The sequence below is a fragment of the Streptomyces sp. NPDC059398 genome (genome assembly GCF_042751845.1).
Classification (GTDB): Bacteria; Actinomycetota; Actinomycetes; order Streptomycetales; family Streptomycetaceae; genus Streptomyces.
Window position 1 is genome coordinate 56,791 of record NZ_JBHYWP010000017.1, and the last position, 16,737, is coordinate 73,527.

The 16,737-nt window shown below is 72.7% G+C and carries 14 protein-coding genes; 5 read left to right on the forward strand and 9 right to left on the reverse strand.

All coding sequences use genetic code 11. The features are described 5' to 3' along the window. Positions 1–153: 153 nt before the first annotated feature. Complete coding sequence (locus tag ACFXBC_RS09030; protein WP_385020504.1) at positions 154–1,644, forward strand: UDP-N-acetylmuramoyl-L-alanyl-D-glutamate--2,6-diaminopimelate ligase; 1,491 nt, start codon at positions 154–156, stop codon at positions 1,642–1,644. 75 nt (positions 1,645–1,719) lie between these two features. Here ACFXBC_RS09030 and ACFXBC_RS09035 read toward each other — a convergent pair whose 3' ends face one another. Then, positions 1,720–2,073 (reverse strand): hypothetical protein, encoded by a 354-nt coding sequence (locus ACFXBC_RS09035; protein ID WP_385020507.1) that lies wholly within the window; start codon positions 2,071–2,073, stop codon positions 1,720–1,722. A gap of 485 nt (positions 2,074–2,558) precedes the next feature. Between ACFXBC_RS09035 and ACFXBC_RS09040 the strand changes: the two genes are divergently transcribed. Beyond that, positions 2,559–3,620 (forward strand): NlpC/P60 family protein, encoded by a 1,062-nt coding sequence (locus ACFXBC_RS09040; RefSeq protein ID WP_385020510.1) that lies wholly within the window; start codon positions 2,559–2,561, stop codon positions 3,618–3,620. Here ACFXBC_RS09040 and ACFXBC_RS09045 read toward each other — a convergent pair. The 3 genes from ACFXBC_RS09045 to ACFXBC_RS09055 all read right to left on the reverse strand — a co-directional run bounded on the left by ACFXBC_RS09045 (position 3,575) and on the right by ACFXBC_RS09055 (position 7,055). Then, complete coding sequence (locus ACFXBC_RS09045; RefSeq protein ID WP_385020579.1) at positions 3,575–4,747, reverse strand: alpha/beta hydrolase; 1,173 nt, start codon at positions 4,745–4,747, stop codon at positions 3,575–3,577. The two genes, ACFXBC_RS09040 and ACFXBC_RS09045, sit on opposite strands and share 46 nt — an antisense overlap. A 236-nt stretch (positions 4,748–4,983) precedes the next feature. Next, entirely contained in the window at positions 4,984–5,772 is a 789-nt protein-coding gene (locus ACFXBC_RS09050) for a LuxR C-terminal-related transcriptional regulator (RefSeq protein WP_385020513.1), read from the reverse strand. After that, entirely contained in the window at positions 5,769–7,055 is a 1,287-nt protein-coding gene (locus ACFXBC_RS09055) for a PspC domain-containing protein (RefSeq protein WP_385020516.1), read from the reverse strand. Before ACFXBC_RS09055 ends, ACFXBC_RS09050 begins: the two co-directional genes overlap by 4 nt. A gap of 130 nt (positions 7,056–7,185) precedes the next feature. Here ACFXBC_RS09055 and ACFXBC_RS09060 point away from each other — a divergent pair, with 130 nt between their 5' ends. Then, positions 7,186–8,514: a PspC domain-containing protein gene (locus tag ACFXBC_RS09060; RefSeq protein WP_385020519.1), complete on the forward strand. Its 1,329-nt coding sequence runs from the start codon at positions 7,186–7,188 to the stop codon at positions 8,512–8,514. A 354-nt stretch (positions 8,515–8,868) separates the two neighbouring features. On the opposite strand, the gene ACFXBC_RS09065 is transcribed toward ACFXBC_RS09060, so the two are convergent. Then, entirely contained in the window at positions 8,869–9,414 is a 546-nt protein-coding gene (locus ACFXBC_RS09065) for a DoxX family protein (protein ID WP_385020522.1), read from the reverse strand. 160 nt (positions 9,415–9,574) lie between these two features. After that, positions 9,575–10,615, reverse strand: a complete 1,041-nt coding sequence (locus ACFXBC_RS09070; RefSeq protein WP_385020525.1) for a helix-turn-helix transcriptional regulator — start codon at positions 10,613–10,615, stop codon at positions 9,575–9,577. A 124-nt stretch (positions 10,616–10,739) separates the two neighbouring features. Here ACFXBC_RS09070 and ACFXBC_RS09075 point away from each other — a divergent pair, with 124 nt between their 5' ends. After that, a complete protein-coding gene (locus ACFXBC_RS09075; RefSeq protein WP_385020582.1) occupies positions 10,740–11,138 on the forward strand; it encodes a VOC family protein in 399 nt (132 codons plus the stop codon). A 14-nt stretch (positions 11,139–11,152) separates the two neighbouring features. On the opposite strand, the gene ACFXBC_RS09080 is transcribed toward ACFXBC_RS09075, so the two are convergent. From ACFXBC_RS09080 to guaA, 3 genes are all read right to left on the reverse strand, one after another. Continuing rightward, positions 11,153–12,436 (reverse strand): hypothetical protein, encoded by a 1,284-nt coding sequence (locus ACFXBC_RS09080; protein WP_385020585.1) that lies wholly within the window; start codon positions 12,434–12,436, stop codon positions 11,153–11,155. A gap of 226 nt (positions 12,437–12,662) precedes the next feature. Continuing rightward, entirely contained in the window at positions 12,663–13,523 is an 861-nt protein-coding gene (locus ACFXBC_RS09085; RefSeq protein WP_385020588.1) for a class II aldolase/adducin family protein, read from the reverse strand. A 327-nt stretch (positions 13,524–13,850) separates the two neighbouring features. Further along, entirely contained in the window at positions 13,851–15,425 is a 1,575-nt protein-coding gene (guaA, locus tag ACFXBC_RS09090; protein ID WP_385020528.1) for a glutamine-hydrolyzing GMP synthase, read from the reverse strand. A 435-nt stretch (positions 15,426–15,860) separates the two neighbouring features. Between guaA and ACFXBC_RS09095 the strand changes: the two genes are divergently transcribed. Beyond that, complete coding sequence (locus tag ACFXBC_RS09095; protein ID WP_385020591.1) at positions 15,861–16,163, forward strand: chorismate mutase; 303 nt, start codon at positions 15,861–15,863, stop codon at positions 16,161–16,163. The last annotated feature ends 574 nt before the right edge of the window (positions 16,164–16,737 follow it).

Genomic DNA, 16,737 nt, shown 5'->3' on the forward strand with positions numbered 1-16,737 from the left:
ACCCGCCCTGCCACGGCGCCCGCAGCGCAGACCGCTTCCCCCCCCCCCCCCGCCGGGCCCCCCCCCCCCGCCCCGGCCCCGCCGCCGGGGGCGCCGGGGGGGGGCCGCTCCGCGCCCCGGCGGGGGGGCCGGCCGCACCCTGAGAGGACCCCTGTGAAGTTGAGCGAGTTGCTGGCCGGGCACGACCACGAAGTACTGCTGGGCGATCCGGGGACGAGAGTCACCGCGGGAGCGTGCTTCGATGCCCACCGCGTCTCGCCGGGTTCGCTCTTCGTCGCGGTGCCCGGACATCGCGAGGGCGGGCCGGAGGCCGTCGGTTCCGCGCTGGCGCGGGGCGCCGTGGCGGTGCTCGTCGAGGAACCCGCGCCCGGACTTCCCGCCGCGGTACGGCCGTCGGCGGACGGTGCCTGCGTCGTCAGGGTGGCCGATACCCGTAAGGCCGCCGCGCTGATCACCTCGCGGTACTACGGAGAGCCCGGCCGGGCGATGGACATGGTGGCCGTCACCGGTACCAACGGGAAGACGTCCGTCTCGTACATGGTGGAGTCCGTGCTGCGGATCGCCGAGGGCGCGAAGGTGGGTGTGATCGGGACGGGCGGGAACCGGATCGGGGACGAGTCGATCCCGATGCCGCGCTCCGTGCTGACCACTCCGGAGTCACCGGACTTCCAGTATCTGCTGGGGCACATGCGTGACCACGAGGTGGGCACCGTGGTCCTGGAGGCCACCTCGATGGGCCTGCTGAACCACCGGATCGACCATTCCTTCATCGACGTGGGCATCTTCACCAACCTCACCCAGGACCACCTGGACGACCACGGCACGATGGAGCACTACCGGGACGCCAAACTCAGGCTGTTCGGGGGGCTCTGCCGGCGCGCCGTGGTGAACGCGGACGACCCGGTCTGCGCGCTGGTCCCGGCGATGATGCCGGGGCTGGTCCGCACGTACGCCCTGGACGCCGAAGCGGACTACCGGGCGACCGACCTGGACATGGACGCCTTCGGTACCCGGTTCACGCTCCACCACGACGGGCGCAAGTATCCGGCGGCGATCCCGGTGCCGGGCAGGTTCTCGGTCGCCAACGCACTGGCCACCCTGGCCGCGTGCCACACTCTGGGCCATGACCTGGCCGGTCTGGTGGCGGCGCTCGACCGGATGCCTCCGGTACCCGGGCGGCTGGAACGGTTCGAGGCTCCGCAGGGCGCGTCCGTGATCGTGGACTACGCGCACTCGCCCGACTCCCTGGACAAGGTGCTCGCCGCCCTCAGGGACTTCGCCGCCGCCCGCGTCATCACGGTCTTCGGCTGCGGCGGCGACCGCGACGCCACCAAGCGGGCCCGGATGGGCGAGATCGCCGGGACGCACTCCGATCTGTGCGTGCTGACATCGGACAACCCCCGTGACGAGGACCCCGAGGCGATCATGGACCAGATCGCTCCGGGGCTGACGGCCACCGGTACCCCGTTCGAGCGGATCGCCGACCGCCGGGACGCCATCGCGTTCGCTCTCTCCGCCGCCGGGCCGACCGACATCGTGCTGGTCGCGGGGAAGGGCAGCGAGCCGTACCAGATCGTCGGCGACCGGCTGATCCCGTTCAGCGACATGGCTACGGTGCGCGAGCTGTCAGCCGTACGGAGGTAGGGCGCGGCCCTTCGGCCGGACCTGGCCGGGCGAGCCCGCTCAGGTCCGGAGCGCCGCCGGGGTCCGCAGCACCGCTCAGGTCCACAGCACCGCGATGAAGATGTTCACGATCGTCAGGCCGCCGACCGCCCCGAAGAGGCCCTTCTCGATCCGCTCGTCGTCGCGCTTCACATAGACGAGTCCGAGGATCACCACCAGGACCGCCAGCTTGATCCCGATCTTGACGGTGTTGATGGTGTTGCCCTGCGCCTGGTTCAGGCCGACCAGCGCCACCCCGGTCACCAGCATCGTCAGCGCGCCGTGCAGCATCGCGGGCCCGAACCGGGCCTCGCCCGTGCGCATCGCCTTCATCTGGGTCAGGAAGCCGCCGAGCAGTGCGGCGATACCGATGATGTGCAGACCGACGAAGGCGTTGATGAGTACGTCCATGGGATTCGACCTTAGCCACCGCCCTTCGGCCGCCCGCCACCGGTACGGCAGCGGTACGCCACGGATACGGCAGCGGTCCGGTCCCATCCGGTCACCCCCGGCCCCATACAGCAGAAGGGCGGCCAGATTCGGTCACTATGTCCCATAGGGTCTCGTTCCCATAACGCCAGGCCTAGCGTTCTTGCCCAGATGACCGGCTCCCCACCGCCGTCCCATGACCGGGCGGCCACCGGGCATCACCGCCGAGACCTCCGGCGGGGGCGCGCCGCCCCCCCGGGCGGGCCCCCCCCGCCGGTCCCAGCCCGGGGCGCCCCCGGGCCACCCCCGCCGACCCGCCGGGCGGGGCCGCGCCCCCCGGGGGGGGCCCCCCGCCGGACACGTATCCGCTCCGGGGCCCCGGGCCCGTCAGTACGGATGGACAGCAGTACGGACGGATACGGCACGGCGGACACGGCAAGGACGTACGGAAGGACGTGACCGCCCTCGTGGCCGCTCACCGAAAACCCAGGCAGCACCCGCTCACCGGCCCCGCGGCCCGGACCGCCGCGACCCTCACCCTCGCGGGTGCCGCATCCGCCACCGCCTTCCAGGGCGTCGGCCACGCGGCACCGCGCCTCACCCCGGCGCAGGTCAAGGCGCAGGTCGACAGGTTGTACCGGGAGGCGGAGACCGCCACCGAGAAGTACGACGGGGCGAAGGAGAAGACCGCGGCGTCGGAGAAGTCGCTGCGCTCGCTGCGCGACCAGGCGGCCCGCCGGACGGCGCAGCTCAACACCGCGCGCTCGGCCCTCGCCTCGACGGCGTCGGCCCAGTACCGCGACGGAGCCGTCGACCCGTCGCTCCAGCTGTTCCTCTCGTCCGACCCGGCGCACTACCTGGACCGGGCCGCGTATGTGGAGCGGATCGGCGACCGGCAGGCCGCCGAGGTCGGCGGGGTGCGCAGGCAGCTCGGACAGCTCGCCCGGCTGCGCTCCGAAGCGGACGCCACGCTGGGCACGCTGCGCGGCCGGCAGGCCGATCTGAAGAGGCAGAAGACCACCGTGCAGAGCAAGATCCGCGCGGCCCGCGCGCTGCTCTCCCGGCTGTCGGCGCCCGAGCGCGCCTCGTACGAGTCCGGGGGCACCGGCCGTTCCGCCGCTCCGCAGGCCGCCGGCCGGTCGGCCGTGCGCACCCCGGTCGCCGCCACCGGCTCACGGGCCGCGCGGGCGGTCGCCTTCGCCTACGGCGCGCTCGGCAAGCCGTACGTCTGGGGAGCCACCGGGCCCTCGTCCTTCGACTGCTCGGGCCTGACCCAGGCCGCGTACCGCTCGGCGGGGGTGTCGCTCCCGCGCACCACGTACACCCAGATCAACTCCGGACAGCGGGTGGGCCGCTCCGAACTGGCCCCCGGCGACCTGGTGTTCTTCTACTCCGGGATCAGTCACGTCGGCATCTATGTGGGCGGTGGGCAGATGATCCACGCCCCGCACCCCGGCGCGCCGGTCAGGCTGGCGCCGGTCGGTCAGATGCCCTTCGCGGGCGCGACCCGGCCGGTGGCGGGCACCTGACCGATCGGCGCGCCCGTGCGCACCCCTGGTCGGAACTGTGCGCTCAGCCAGGTGAAGACATCAGGCACCTGCTTGCGCCAGACCGCCAGGCTGTGTCCGCCCGTCACCGGGATGACCTGCACCGATGTGGGCGGTTTGGCGGCGCGGCGCAGGGCGAGTCCGTCCCGGTAGCCGTCGCGGGGCGCACCGGAGAGGAAGAGGGAGACGCGCGGCGGGGTCTTGGCGTGGCGCAGGATCCACAGCGGGTTGTTCGTGCGCCGCAGCGCCGGGTCCTTGGCGGTGATGGAGGCCCGCTCGGCCGCGGGGTCGTTGTATCCGGAGAGCCCGGCGGCCGTGTGGTACCGGTCGGGGTGGGCGAGCGCCAGCTTGACCGCGCAGTGCGCTCCCGCCGAGTAGCCGGCGACCGCCCACCCGGCGGCCCCGTGCTTCGCCCGGAAGGTGTCGGTCACCATCCTCGGCACGTCGACGCTCAGCCAGGTGTCCGCGTTGATCACCCCGGAGACATTGGCGCAGCCGGTGTCCTGGCTGCCGAGGAGTGAGGTGCGCGGCGACACCAGGATGAACGGGGCGACCTCGCCCCGCTTCATCATCGGTGCCAGCTGCTTGCCCGCGTCGAGGCTGGAGAACCAGGCCTTCGCCGTGCCGGGGAAGCCGGAGAGCAGTTCGACCACCGGGAAGGAGTGGTGGCGGTAGGCGGGTTCGTTGTACTCGGGCGGCAGCCAGACGTACACCTCACCGCGCACCCCCGACACCTGCCCGGTCATGACCGTCTTGCGTACGCCGCCCATGCGCGGGTCGGCCACCGGCTTGAACACGGCCCGCTGGTGCGGCTCGGAGGCGAGCTGGCGCCCGCCGAGGCCGTCGGCACCGAGGTCGGGGGCGGCGACCACGTGGTTCCCGGTGCCGAGCAGGTCGGCCCAGCTGTCGTACAGGCCGTTGCTGTTGTTCACCGCGACGAAGACGACCAGCACCGCGGTCGCCTGCGCGAACAGCACCATCACCAGCCGCGCCGCACCGCGTACGGCCGCGGGGCCGGCGACGCGCCCCCACAGCAGCAGGGGCAGCAGCACCGCGACGCCCATCATGGCGATCGCGGCGAGGAAGAACGGGGTTCCCGTCAGGCTCATCACGGGGGGAAAGATGCCCTATGGGCGCCAGGGGTTACCTGTTTTGCACCCTTTTTACCTCGTCACGTACGGCGATGACCCAACACATACGGTATACGCCCGCTCCCTGCCCGGCCCTGGCCATCTCTGGCCGTACCTGCCCATACCGCCGCACCGCCCGCCTGCCCCCTGCACGCGCCCGCCGTGGGAGCTCAGCCGAGCCCCGACAGGTCCGGACGGCCCGGGCCACCGCCCCCTCAGACCAGCCGGCGTGCCGTCGCCCAGCGGGTCAGTTCATGGCGGTTCGACAGCTGGAGTTTGCGCAGCACCGCCGAGACGTGCGACTCGACCGTCTTCACCGAGATGAAGAGCTGCTTGGCGATCTCCTTGTACGCGTATCCGCGGGCGATGAGGCGCAGCACCTCCCGCTCGCGCTGGGTCAGACGGTCCATGTCCTCGTCGACCGGCGGGGCGTCCGTGGAGGCGAAGGCGTCGAGAACGAATCCGGCGAGGCGCGGGGAGAAGACCGCGTCGCCGTCCTGGACGCGGAAGACCGAGTCGACCAGGTCGCTGCCGGTGATCGTCTTGGTGACGTAACCGCGGGCGCCGCCCCTGATGACCCCGATGACGTCCTCGGCCGCGTCCGAGACGGACAGGGCGAGGAAGCGGACCGGGTGATCCGGGTCGGACATCAGCGCGGCCGAGCGGCGCAGCACCTCGACCCCGCCGCCGCCCGGCAGATGGACGTCGAGGAGGACGACCTCGGGGCGGGTGGCCTTGATGACGGTGACCGCCTGGTCGACATCGGCCGCCTCGCCGACCACCTCGACGCCCGTCGTCTCGGTGCGGCCGATCTCCGCCTGCACCCCGGTACGGAACATCCGGTGGTCGTCGACGAGGACCACCCTGACCCGGCGGCTCTCCCCCGGCCCCGGCAGCCCGCTCCCGGCGGGGGCGTACGGCTGCTCGCCGGCCTGAGACGCCTCGGTGGCCTGAGGGGCACCGCCGGCCCCGGTGCGGTCGGTGCGGTCGGTAGGCTCGGTCATGCTCGCTCCATCTCCAGTTCCACTACGGTGCCGCCCTCGGGAGCGGAACGCAGCCTTGCCGTACCGCCGTTGCGCTGCATACGGCCGATGATCGATTCTCTGACGCCCATCCGGTCGGCGGGCACCGCGTCGAGATCGAAGCCGGGCCCCCGGTCGCGTACCGACACGAAGACGGTACGGCCTTCGACCTCCGCGTACACCTGTACGGCACCGCCCTCGCCACCGTACTTGGCCGCGTTGACCATGGCTTCGCGTGCCGCCTGCATCTGGGCCGACAGCTTCTCGTCCAGCGGGCAGTCCCCGACGACCACCACTTCGAGCGGCACCCCGTGCTTGTCCTCGATCTCCGCGGCGGACTTCCGGACGGCGTCGGCGAGGGTCTCGGGTTCGTCGTCCTTGTCCTTGCCGGTGCCCTCGGGGCGGTAGAGCCAGGCGCGCAGTTCGCGCTCCTGGGCGCGGGCCAGCCTGCGCACCTCGCCCGGCTCATCGGCGTTGCGCTGGATCAGCGTCAGGGTGTGCAGTACGGAGTCGTGGACATGGGCGGCGACCTCCGCACGCTCCTGCGCGCGGATACGCATCAGCCGCTCCTGCGAGAGGTCCTGGGTCATCCGGATGAGCCACGGACCGGTGAGCAGGGCGATCCCGGCGACCACGGCGAGCGCGGCGGTCAGGACATTGCCGAGCTGCGCGGACGAGCCGCGGATCACGATGAACGCGGCGAGCCCGGCGCCGACCAGCACCACGCCCGCCAGCGCCCGCCCCACCGGGAGGAGCCTGCTGCTGCGGCCGACCTCGGCCCAGTGAGCGCGGCGGGTGTTGTCCGCCTGGCGCCAGACGAGGACGACACCGGCACCGATGAGCAGGACGGGCCAGATGTACGGGCTGGCGTCGCCGCCGATGTCCACGTTCCCGATGAACGCGGCCACCCCGATGATCAGCGCGATGAGGGCGACGATCTGGCCCCGGTCGGGCTTGCGCAGTCTGCGGCGGCCGTCCGCCGACTCCTCGAACGGCGACGGCACCCCGCGCTGCCCGACCCCGCCGGCGCCGAGCGGCACGACGAACCAGAACGCGGCATACAGCAGCGCCCCCAGCCCCTCCAGCGCGAAGAGCACGATGAACGCGGCCCGCACCCAGGAGACTGGCACCCCCAGATGACCGGCGAGCCCCCGCGCCACGCCGCCCAGCATCCGCCCCTCGGCGCTGCGGTACAGCTTGCGCGGTGCGGGCTCGTCCGGGGTCTCGGCTGCGGCACCGGCGGCACGGGGCGGGGCAACTGGCATGGACCGATCGTCACATGGACGGCCCGTCCGGGACATCAGGGAAAACCCTCTGGTTCCGCGGGCCGAAATCAGGGACCGGCCAGGGTCTTCACGGTCCCCGCCCGGCCTGGCCGCCCGTCACCATGGGGGTATGACAACCCCGCCGCCGACCACCCCGCCGCCCCAGAGCGAGCCGCCCCCGCAGCTGCGCCGCCACCGGAGCAACAAGGTGGTCGCCGGGGTCTGCGGGGGACTCGGCCGACACTTCGACCTGGATCCGGTGGTCTTCCGCGTCGTCCTCGGGGTGCTCGCGGCGACCGGCGGCGTCGGGCTGATCTTCTACGGTTTCGCCTGGCTGCTGATCCAGCTGGACGGTGAGGACGAGAACGAGGCGCGCAGGCTGCTGACCGGGCGGGTCGAGGGCGCCTCCATGGCCGCGGTGCTCTTCGCGCTGGTCGGCTGCGGGCTGTTCCTGTCGATGCTGCACTACGTGACGGTGCTGGTCTTCGCCGCGCTGCTGTCGCTGGCCACCGCGGGCTCCGCGGTCTGGTCGGAGCGGCGCAGGCTCGCGGCCCCGGATGCCCCGGAACCGGCTGCCGGACAGCGCGCGGCGGGGCAGAAACCCGCCGGGCAGCGGGCGGCCGGGCAGACGGTGGCGGACGCGCCGCCGGAGACGAAGGCCCCGCCCGCGCCGGGCGGTCCTTCCTGGTGGCGGGACCCGATCGTCAAGGACGGCACCACGGGACCGGTCGGCACCGGCTATCTCTGGGGGCCGTCCGGGGCCGCACCGGATCCGCGGCCGTTCCGCCGGCTGTCCGGGTCGGCCGGGCCGGTGCCGGTGGCGAACCGCGGGCCGCGCGGCATCGGCGGCCGGGTCTTCCTGTGCGCGCTGCTGGCGGCCGGCCTCGGTACCGGGCTCTCCCGGCACGGCCACCCGCTCACGGTGAGCCTGCAGACCGGGCTGGCCTGCGCACTCGCCGTCTTCGGCCTCGGCCTGCTGCTCAGCTCGTTCCTCGGCCGCACCGGGTCCGGCACACTCTTCCTGGCGGTGGTCACGACGGCGCTGCTGGCGGGCGTGAGCGCCCTGCCGAAGACGGTCACCACGCACTGGGTGCGCACGGAGTGGCGGCCCGCGTCGGTGTCGGCGGTGCACCCGCGGTACGGGGTGGGCACCGGGGTCGGCACCCTGGATCTCCGGCGGCTGACCGTACCGCCGGGCGCCTCCGTACGTACCCATGTGGAGGTCGGCGCGGGCCGGGTGGCGGTCGTCGTACCGGAGAACGTGACCGTGCGCCTCCATGCCGAAGTGGGGCTCGGAGACATCCAGTTGCCCGGCGAGCACCAGCGGGACATCGACATCTCCCCCGCCCGGGACAGAACGGTGACGCTCCCCCCGCAGAGCGGCAGCAGGGCCGGAGGCACGGTCGATCTCCATCTGGAGGTCGGCCTGGGACAGGCGGAGGTGACCCGTGCACGGTGACGGCGAGGGAACACGGGCCGGAGAACAGGGGTCCGGAGAAGCGCGGCCCGGAGAAGCCCGGCCCCGAGACCCACGACCCGGCGACCCACAACTCGGAGGACCACGGCCCGAAGAACCACGGCCCGGAGAACCGCGACTCGGAGAACCGGGACCCGGAAAACCACGGCCCGGTCGCCCGCAGCGGAGGTTCCTGCACGAGTTCCGGCCGGGCAGGGCCGTCGCGGGCCTGGTGCTGCTGGGCATCGCGGCCCTCTACCTGGGCGAGGCGGGCGGTCTCTGGCGGATCCCGGCGGTCGCCGGACTGCCGGTGCTCGCCGCCGGTCTGGTGCTGGCAGGCATCGCCAGCACGGTCGGTTACGGCATACGGCGCCGGTCCGCCCGCAGGGCGTCCACCGAGAGGAGCGGCGACCCGGCGAGCAGGAGCGGCAGCCAGGCCATGAGGTAGGCGAGGTCGTTGCCGTAGTAGTACGGCGTGGACTGCCAGCTCACCGTCAGCCAGAGGCTCAGCGAGATCAGGGCGCCGCCGAGCGTCGCGACCCGGCCGAACAGTCCCAGCAGGGTGCCGATGCCGACGGCGAGTTCACCGATGGCGATGGCGTAACCGAAGCCGGCCGGGCTCTTCAGCGCCAGGTCCACGAGGGCCGGGACGGCCGCCGAGCCGCGTACGGAGTGCAGGAGCTCGCCGAGCGAACCGGCTCCCGTGGCATGCAGGAAGGCCGAATCGGTGAGCTTGTCGATACCGGCGTACAGGAAGGTGACGCCGAGGAAGATCCGCAACGGCAGCAGCGAGTACCGCCGGGCGGTCTCCTTCCAGCCGCCGCTCCGGCCCCGCGCACTGCCGCCGATCCCGACGCTGCCGCCGATCCCGATGGGTGTGCCCGTCCGGTATCCCTGAACCATGGTCTGGCCCTGCCTCTCCGATTGCCCGTGGCGCGTGCCGGTCCGGCGGACGCCGTAGATGATTCTGCGTCCCGGTGCTCCGCGCCCCGCCGCCCGGGGTGCCTCTCCGGGAGACCCGGATCCCGTACGCCGGGACTGCCGGACACCAGGCTTCCGTACGTCAGGTCTGCCGGGCGCAGGAGGCGAGGCGGTCGGCGAATGCGGTGACGAGGTCGCGCAGTTCGGCGGGGCGCTCGATGACGAACGGCCGGTCCAGCGAGGCGAGTACCGGCGGCAGCCAGTCGAGCCGCTCCACCCGCAGCTCGACCCGCAGCCAGCGCTCGGCCGCCGGGTCCTCACCCTCCGCGGGCGCGGTCTCCACCACGGTGGCGACGGTGGCAGGCAGCCGGGTACGGACATGGCCGGCCGTCCCCCGGATCCGCAGGACCACCTCGTACCGGTACGCGGCCGTGGCGAACCCCGACACCACACGCTGGGCCGGATCCGGCCCGGCGGGCTCGTCGAACGAGCCGGGCAGGGCCCTCGCGTCCGTGATGCGGTCGAGCCGGAAGGTCCGGTCCTCGCCGATCCCGGGGTCCGCGCCCGTGACGTACCAGCGGCCCGAGTGGGCGACGATCCCGTACGGGTGCAGCGCACGTTCGCTGCGCCGGCCCTCGCGGTCGGTGTACTTGACCGAGACCGGCCGCCGGTGGCGTACCGCGTCGGCGAGGGTGAGCAGGACATCGGCGTCCGGGGCGGGGAACTCGCCCGGCGGCGCCGTGAACGCGAGGGAGTCCAGGACCGTGTCGAGCCTGCGGGCCACCCGCGCCGGGAGCACCCGGCGGATTTTGGCCGCGGCCGTCTCACCCGCTGTTCCCGCCTGGACCGCCTGACCCGCAGCGCCGGCCGTGCCCGCAGCACCCGCAGTGCCCGCCGTCATCAGGCCCGCCCGGCGGCCGGCGATCAGGCCGAGCAGCACGGCGAGGGCCTCGTCGTCGCTGAGCATGAGCGGGGGCAGGCGGTAACCGGGGGCGAGCCGGTAGCCCCCGTACCGGCCGCGTACCGCTTCCACGGGCACATCGAGGTCGACCAGCTGGTCCACATACCGCCGCACCGTGCGCCCGTCGACGCCGAGCCGGCCGGCGAGTTCGGCAACCGTGCGGATGCCGCCCGACTGCAGCAGCTCCAGAAGAGTCAGCACACGTGCGGTGGGTCGGGACATGGCGCCGATCCTAATCCGCATACCGGACCGATTCTGTCCTCTATTGGTCCTAACCTGCGGAGTGAGCACCACACCGGACTCACCGCACCACACTCACCACACCTCACCCACCAGGGAGAACACCATGGATTTTGTATCGGTCCGCATCATCACCGGCGACGTGGCACGGCTCGTCGGCTTCTACGAGAAGGCCACCGGGGTGCAGGCGGCCTGGGCCACCGAGGACTTCGCCGAGCTGCGCACCCCGCACGCCACCCTGGCGATCGCCGGCACGCGCACCGTCCCGCTGTTCGCCCCGGGTTCCGCCCGCCCGGCGGAGAACCACAGCGTGATCATCGAGTTCCTCGTCGACGACGTGGACCGCGTACACGGGAATCTGGGCGGCCTGGTCGGGGACTTCGTCAGCGGGCCCACCACGATGCCGTGGGGCAACAGGTCGCTGCTCTTCCGCGACCCCGACGGCAACCTCGTCAACTTCTTCACCCCGGTCACCCCGGACGCCGTCGAGAAGTTCGCCCGCTGACGCCGGGCGGGGCCTCAGTCCGTCACGTCGATCTCGCAGGCCGCCGTCTCCACCCCGGCCGCCGTCACCACCCGTACCTCCACCCGGCCCGGCTCGACCTCCACCGGTACGGGCACCGTCAGCACCGTGTCCGACGGGTTGGCGAAACCACCCGGCACCGGGACCAGCGGCACATGGACGTGGACCGTGCCGATCCGGACCACCATCCGGGCCAGCCGGTCCGGGGTTCCGGCCCCCGGCGGCACGAAGCCCGCACCGCGGATCTCGATGTCGTCACCGGTACGGATCGGGGCGTCCAGGTCCCCGGCCTCCCGTGCCCTGACCACCGAGAGCACCACGGGCCTGCCGCCCTCCGCGTACTTGCCCGCGACATACGTCACGGCCGAGACGACGACCAGGAGCGCGAGCCCCCACGGGAGGTCGGGCAGCTGACCGGGACGGCGGGCCAGGCGTACGGCAGCGAACAGCACGGCGGCCGAACTGACCAGGACGTACTGCACATCCGCGAAGCTGCCGCGCCCCGAGTCGTCGGTGAGCAGATCGGCGGCGCGCGGGCGGTCGGCGCGGGCCTTCTGGAGCTTCTGGGCCAGCACCCGCAGCGCGACCATGCGCCGCACTCCCACCGCGACGGCGCAGACCAGGGCGAGGACGGCCGCCAGGCCCGCGCCGCGGGCCAGATCGAGTCCGGCCATCAGGGCGTCGCGCTCGCCGTGGCCGGACGCCCCGGCGAGCTGCAGCGAGAGCACCAGGACGGAGAAGACGACGAGCAGCACCCACGCCCCGGCGACCGCCCGGGAGGTGGAGAGCCGGTTGTCCTCGCCGATCACGGGGGCCAGGACTCCCCCGCGCGCCCGGTGGGTACGGGCCGCGCCGGTCAGCAGTGCGGCGGTGAGCACAGCGGCGATCAGCCCGGCGGTACGGGCCGTGCTCCAGCCCGCGCCGATCGCGGTCACCGCCTCGGCGAGCACGAGGACCACCGCGCTCCCCCACACCACCAGCAGCGTGCGCACCCATACCTGCCGGAACCAGGCGGCGCCGGCCTCCCGGCCGCGTTCGGCCACTGTGCGCGCCGACTCCGTCAGTTCGTCGGAGACCCACTGCCGTGACGCCCCGGCCGAGTGCGCGACCCCGGCGGGCAGGCCCTCACCGGCCGCGAGTCCGTCCCGCCGGGCGAGGAACGCGGCAACGGCGCGCCGGTGTCCCTCGCGTGCGCCGTGCGGGCAGTCCGGGCAGGTGCAGCCGCCGCCGTGCGCCCCGGCGTGCGGACCTTCGCCCTGTCTTGCTTCCTGTACCGCCACGCAGAACGCCGCCCTTTTCCCGCCCTGTGCAAATCCCTGCACGCTCTTGAACTTCCTTGCGTTTCAAGGGGATTGTGCCGCACTCACGGTGCCGCAGACACAGCAGGTCAGGTCAGGGAGGATGATTGACGCCACGTCAGGTTGACGGGTGTGCGGGACGCCCCGGTGTGCCGGGGCCGCGCGAGCGTGCCGGGCGTCCAGGCGGACACGCTCGTACGGGTGTTGTTCACGCCTCCGCGCCGGGACCGGTTCCGCTGATCTGCCGCCACAGCGGCTGGTAGTTGATCCAGGCCACCAGATCGCTGCCCAGCTGGTCACGGGTGGCGACCGCGTTCCGGTGGTCGATCAGTACCGGCTTTCCGGCGGCCCGTGCGGCGAGCTGGACCTGGCAGCAGCGTTCCAGGGTGATGAACCACCAGGCCGCTGCGTCGACCGAATCGCCCACGGTCAGCAGCCCGTGGTTGCGGAGGATGATCGCCTTGCGGTCGCCGAGCGCGGCGGCGATCCTGCCGCCCTCCTCCTCGTCCACGACGACGCCCGTGTACGAGTCGTAGAGCGCGTGGTCCTCGTAGAAGGCACAGGACTCCTGGGTGATGGGGTCCAGGAGTTCGCCGAGCGCGGACAACGCCCGCCCGTGCACCGAGTGGCTGTGGGCGACCGCCACGACGGCGGGCCTGGCCCGGTGCACCTGGGCGTGCACCGCGAAGGCGGCCTGGTTGACGTGGTGGCGGCCCTCGACGACCTGGCCGTCCCCGCTGACCAGGATCAGATCGTCCGCCCCCAGCTCCGCCAGCGGCGCCCCGAAGGGGTTCACCCAGAAGCAGTCGGGGTACCCCGGGTCGCGGGCCGTGATGTGGCCGGAGACCCCGTCCTCGTACCCGTACCGCCCGAAGAGCCGCAGCGCCCCCGCGAGCCTCGCCTTCCGGTACTGCCGCTCATCGGCCGGCGTCTCGTGCACCGGCGGCATCGCGAACCGGAGCTGATCGACCGGTACGGGCGCGGGCGCGGACGCAGCCGGGACCGCGGCCGGCCCAGGGGTGGAGGCGGGGTCGGAGGCGGGGGCAGCGGCCGGTATCGGGGCTGGCATCTCAGTCATGGCCGGAAGCTACCGCGCGTTACCGCAGGTGAACAGAGTCATGCGGTGAACAGAATCGTCCGGTGGGGAGTGCGCGCGGTGGAGAGAGCGGGCCGGGGGACGGCGGAAGGGACGGGCCGGACGCAGGGGACGGCCGTACGGAAAGGACAGGCCGGACGCAGGCGCCGGGCCGGACGGCGAAGCGCCGCCCTCCCGGATGTCCGGGAGGGCGGCGCTCGTCGGCTGTGCGGAGGCGCGGGTGTACAGCGAGGTGTACGGAGGGGAGGCGGAGCCGGGCGGCAGGCCGCCCGCACCCCGCTGCCTACAGCACCCTGCCTGCTACTCCCACTCGATGGTGCCCGGGGGCTTGCTCGTCACATCGAGCACCACCCGGTTCACATCGGCGACCTCGTTCGTGATCCGCGTCGAGATCTTCCCCAGCACCTCGTACGGCAGGCGCGTCCAGTCCGCCGTCATGGCGTCCTCGGACGAGACGGGCCGCAGCACGATCGGGTGGCCGTACGTGCGGCCGTCGCCCTGGACGCCGACCGACCGGACGTCCGCGAGCAGCACCACGGGGCACTGCCAGATCTCGCGGTCGAGACCGGCGGCCGTGAGCTCCTCGCGGGCGATGGCGTCGGCCTCGCGCAGCAGGTCGAGCCGCTCCTTGGTGACCTCGCCGACGATACGGATCCCGAGACCGGGGCCCGGGAACGGCTGACGGTGGACGATCTCGTCCGGCAGGCCGAGCTCCTGGCCGACCATCCGGACCTCGTCCTTGAAGAGCTGGCGCAACGGCTCGACCAGCTTGAACTCGATGTCGTCGGGGAGCCCGCCCACATTGTGGTGGGACTTGATGTTGGCGGTGCCGGTGCCGCCGCCGGACTCGACCACGTCCGGGTACAGCGTGCCCTGCACCAGGAACGCGACATCCTCACCCGCGTCGGCGATGATCTCGGCCTGGGCCTGCTCGAAGACCCGGATGAACTCACGGCCGATGATCTTCCGCTTCTCCTCGGGGTCCGAGACACCCTTGAGCGCGGTCAGGAAGCGGTCCTCGGCGTCGACCACCTTGAGCTGGACGCCCGTGGCGGCGACGAAGTCCTTCTCGACCTGCTCGGTCTCGCCCTTGCGCATCAGCCCGTGGTCGACGTACACGCAGGTCAGCTGGGAGCCGATGGCCTTCTGCACCAGTGCGGCGGCGACGGCGGAGTCGACACCCCCGGAGAGCCCGCAGATGGCCCGCTTGGTGCCGACCTGCTCGCGGATCAGGGCAACCTGCTCCTCCACGACGTTGGTCGTGGTCCAGGCCGGGTCGATGCCCGCGCCCCGGTAGAGGAAGTGCTCCAGGACCTGCTGGCCGTAGGTGGAGTGCAGCACCTCGGGGTGGTACTGGACGCCGTACAGCTTCTTCTCGTCGTTCTCGAAGGCCGCGACCGGTACGACGTCGGTGGACGCGGTGACCGTGAACCCCTCGGGGGCGGCCGAGCAGGCGTCGCCGTGCGACATCCACACCGGCTGTTCGGCCGGGGTGCCCTCGAATAGGGTCGAGGCGGACTTGGAGACGGTGAGTGCGGTCCGGCCGTACTCGCGGGCGCCGTTGTCGTCGACCGTGCCGCCGAGCGTGGACGCCATGAGCTGGAAGCCGTAGCACATACCGAAGACCGGGACCCCGGCCTCGAAGAGCGCCCGGTCGAGCGAGGGCGCGCCCGGCGCGTACACGGACGACGGGCCACCGGAGAGGATGATCGCCTTCGGGTTCTTCGCCAGCATCTCGGCCACCGGCATGGTGGACGGCACGATCTCGCTGTAGACCCGCGCCTCACGGACGCGACGGGCGATGAGCTGGGCGTACTGCGCGCCGAAGTCGACGACGAGGACGACGTCGGGGGCGGCGGGGGGTGCTGCTGGCACGGGGCGGCCTTCCGGCGGGAAAGGGGGTCTTGTCACGGGGTCTTGTATGTCGATTCTAACGGGGCCCGGGAAACCGGTTTGTCTCTCCCTCCGAAGGCCGTCCATACTGGGGCCGTGCATCAGCAGCTGACCTTCGTCTTTACCTATGGCACCGGCCCGTCCGGCTGCCACGGGTCCTCTGGTTCTGCTGCTTGAGCCACTGACAGACACTTCCCCAGGCGCCCCGGACCGGCAAGGGCCGGGGCGCCTGTGCACCACTCACCCACCCCCCCCCCGCCCCCCCGCCCCCCCTCCCCCCCCCGCGCCTGTGCATTCCGGAGCTGCCGTTCGGGGGCCGTATCCCTCCAGGAGCACGGACACATGAGCACCGGACACATGAGCACCGGCATCAGCACGGATATCAGCACCGGCATCAACGCCGAGGCCGCCACCGGCATCAGCTCCGAGGCCGGCACCGGCACCGACCTGCACGGCACGGGAGCGCACAGCGGTGAGGCCGCGGGCGTGATCACGGGCGCGCGCGGGCGCATCGACAGCCTCGACGACCGGATCATCGGTCTGATCCAGGAGCGGATGGCGGTGTCGGCCGTCATCCAGGACGCCCGGATGACATCCGGCGGACGCCGGGTGAACCTCTCGCGCGAGATGGAGGTCCTTGGCCACTACAGCGAGGCGCTCGGCAAACCGGGTACGGGGCTCGCGATGACCGTGCTCGAACTGTGCCGGGGGCGGATCTGAGCCGGCCGGGGACAGCCCGTATCTGAGTTCGGGCCCGCTCTCACCCGTACGGCGCGTGACCGGGCCCGGCGGCACTTCGTTGGTCCAGGCGTCCGTGTCAGCCAGGGGCGGCCTGTTGGAAAAGAGAAAACCACGCGTGGCTTCGCTGAGGTGTGTGACGTACTGCAGGTGCGTCGTGGGACCACACCGCAGCGCGTGTGACCGGGCGGCAGGGGACAGCGGCCCGGTCACCCACGGCCGTCGGTTCCGGGGACGCCCGGAGCCGACAGCCCTGAACCGGCACCCCTTCCTGTACGGGTGGAGCTCCGGCTGTACGGGTGGAGCTCCAGCGGGACCGTCGGCCCCGTCCCGCACTTCCGTCCGCGTCCCGCCTCACACTCTCCGCGGCGCCCACCCCCCGGCGCCGCCACCCCGCACCGGTGCTGCCCTGACGCCGGTGCCGCAGACCACGGGGGCCGGGGGGGGCGGCCCCCCGGCCCCCCCGCCCGGCCGGCCGGGGGGGGGGGGGACACCCACAAATCAAGGGGGGGGGGGGCACCCAGACAAGCGGCCGCCGGGGGGCCCGCGACTTCAC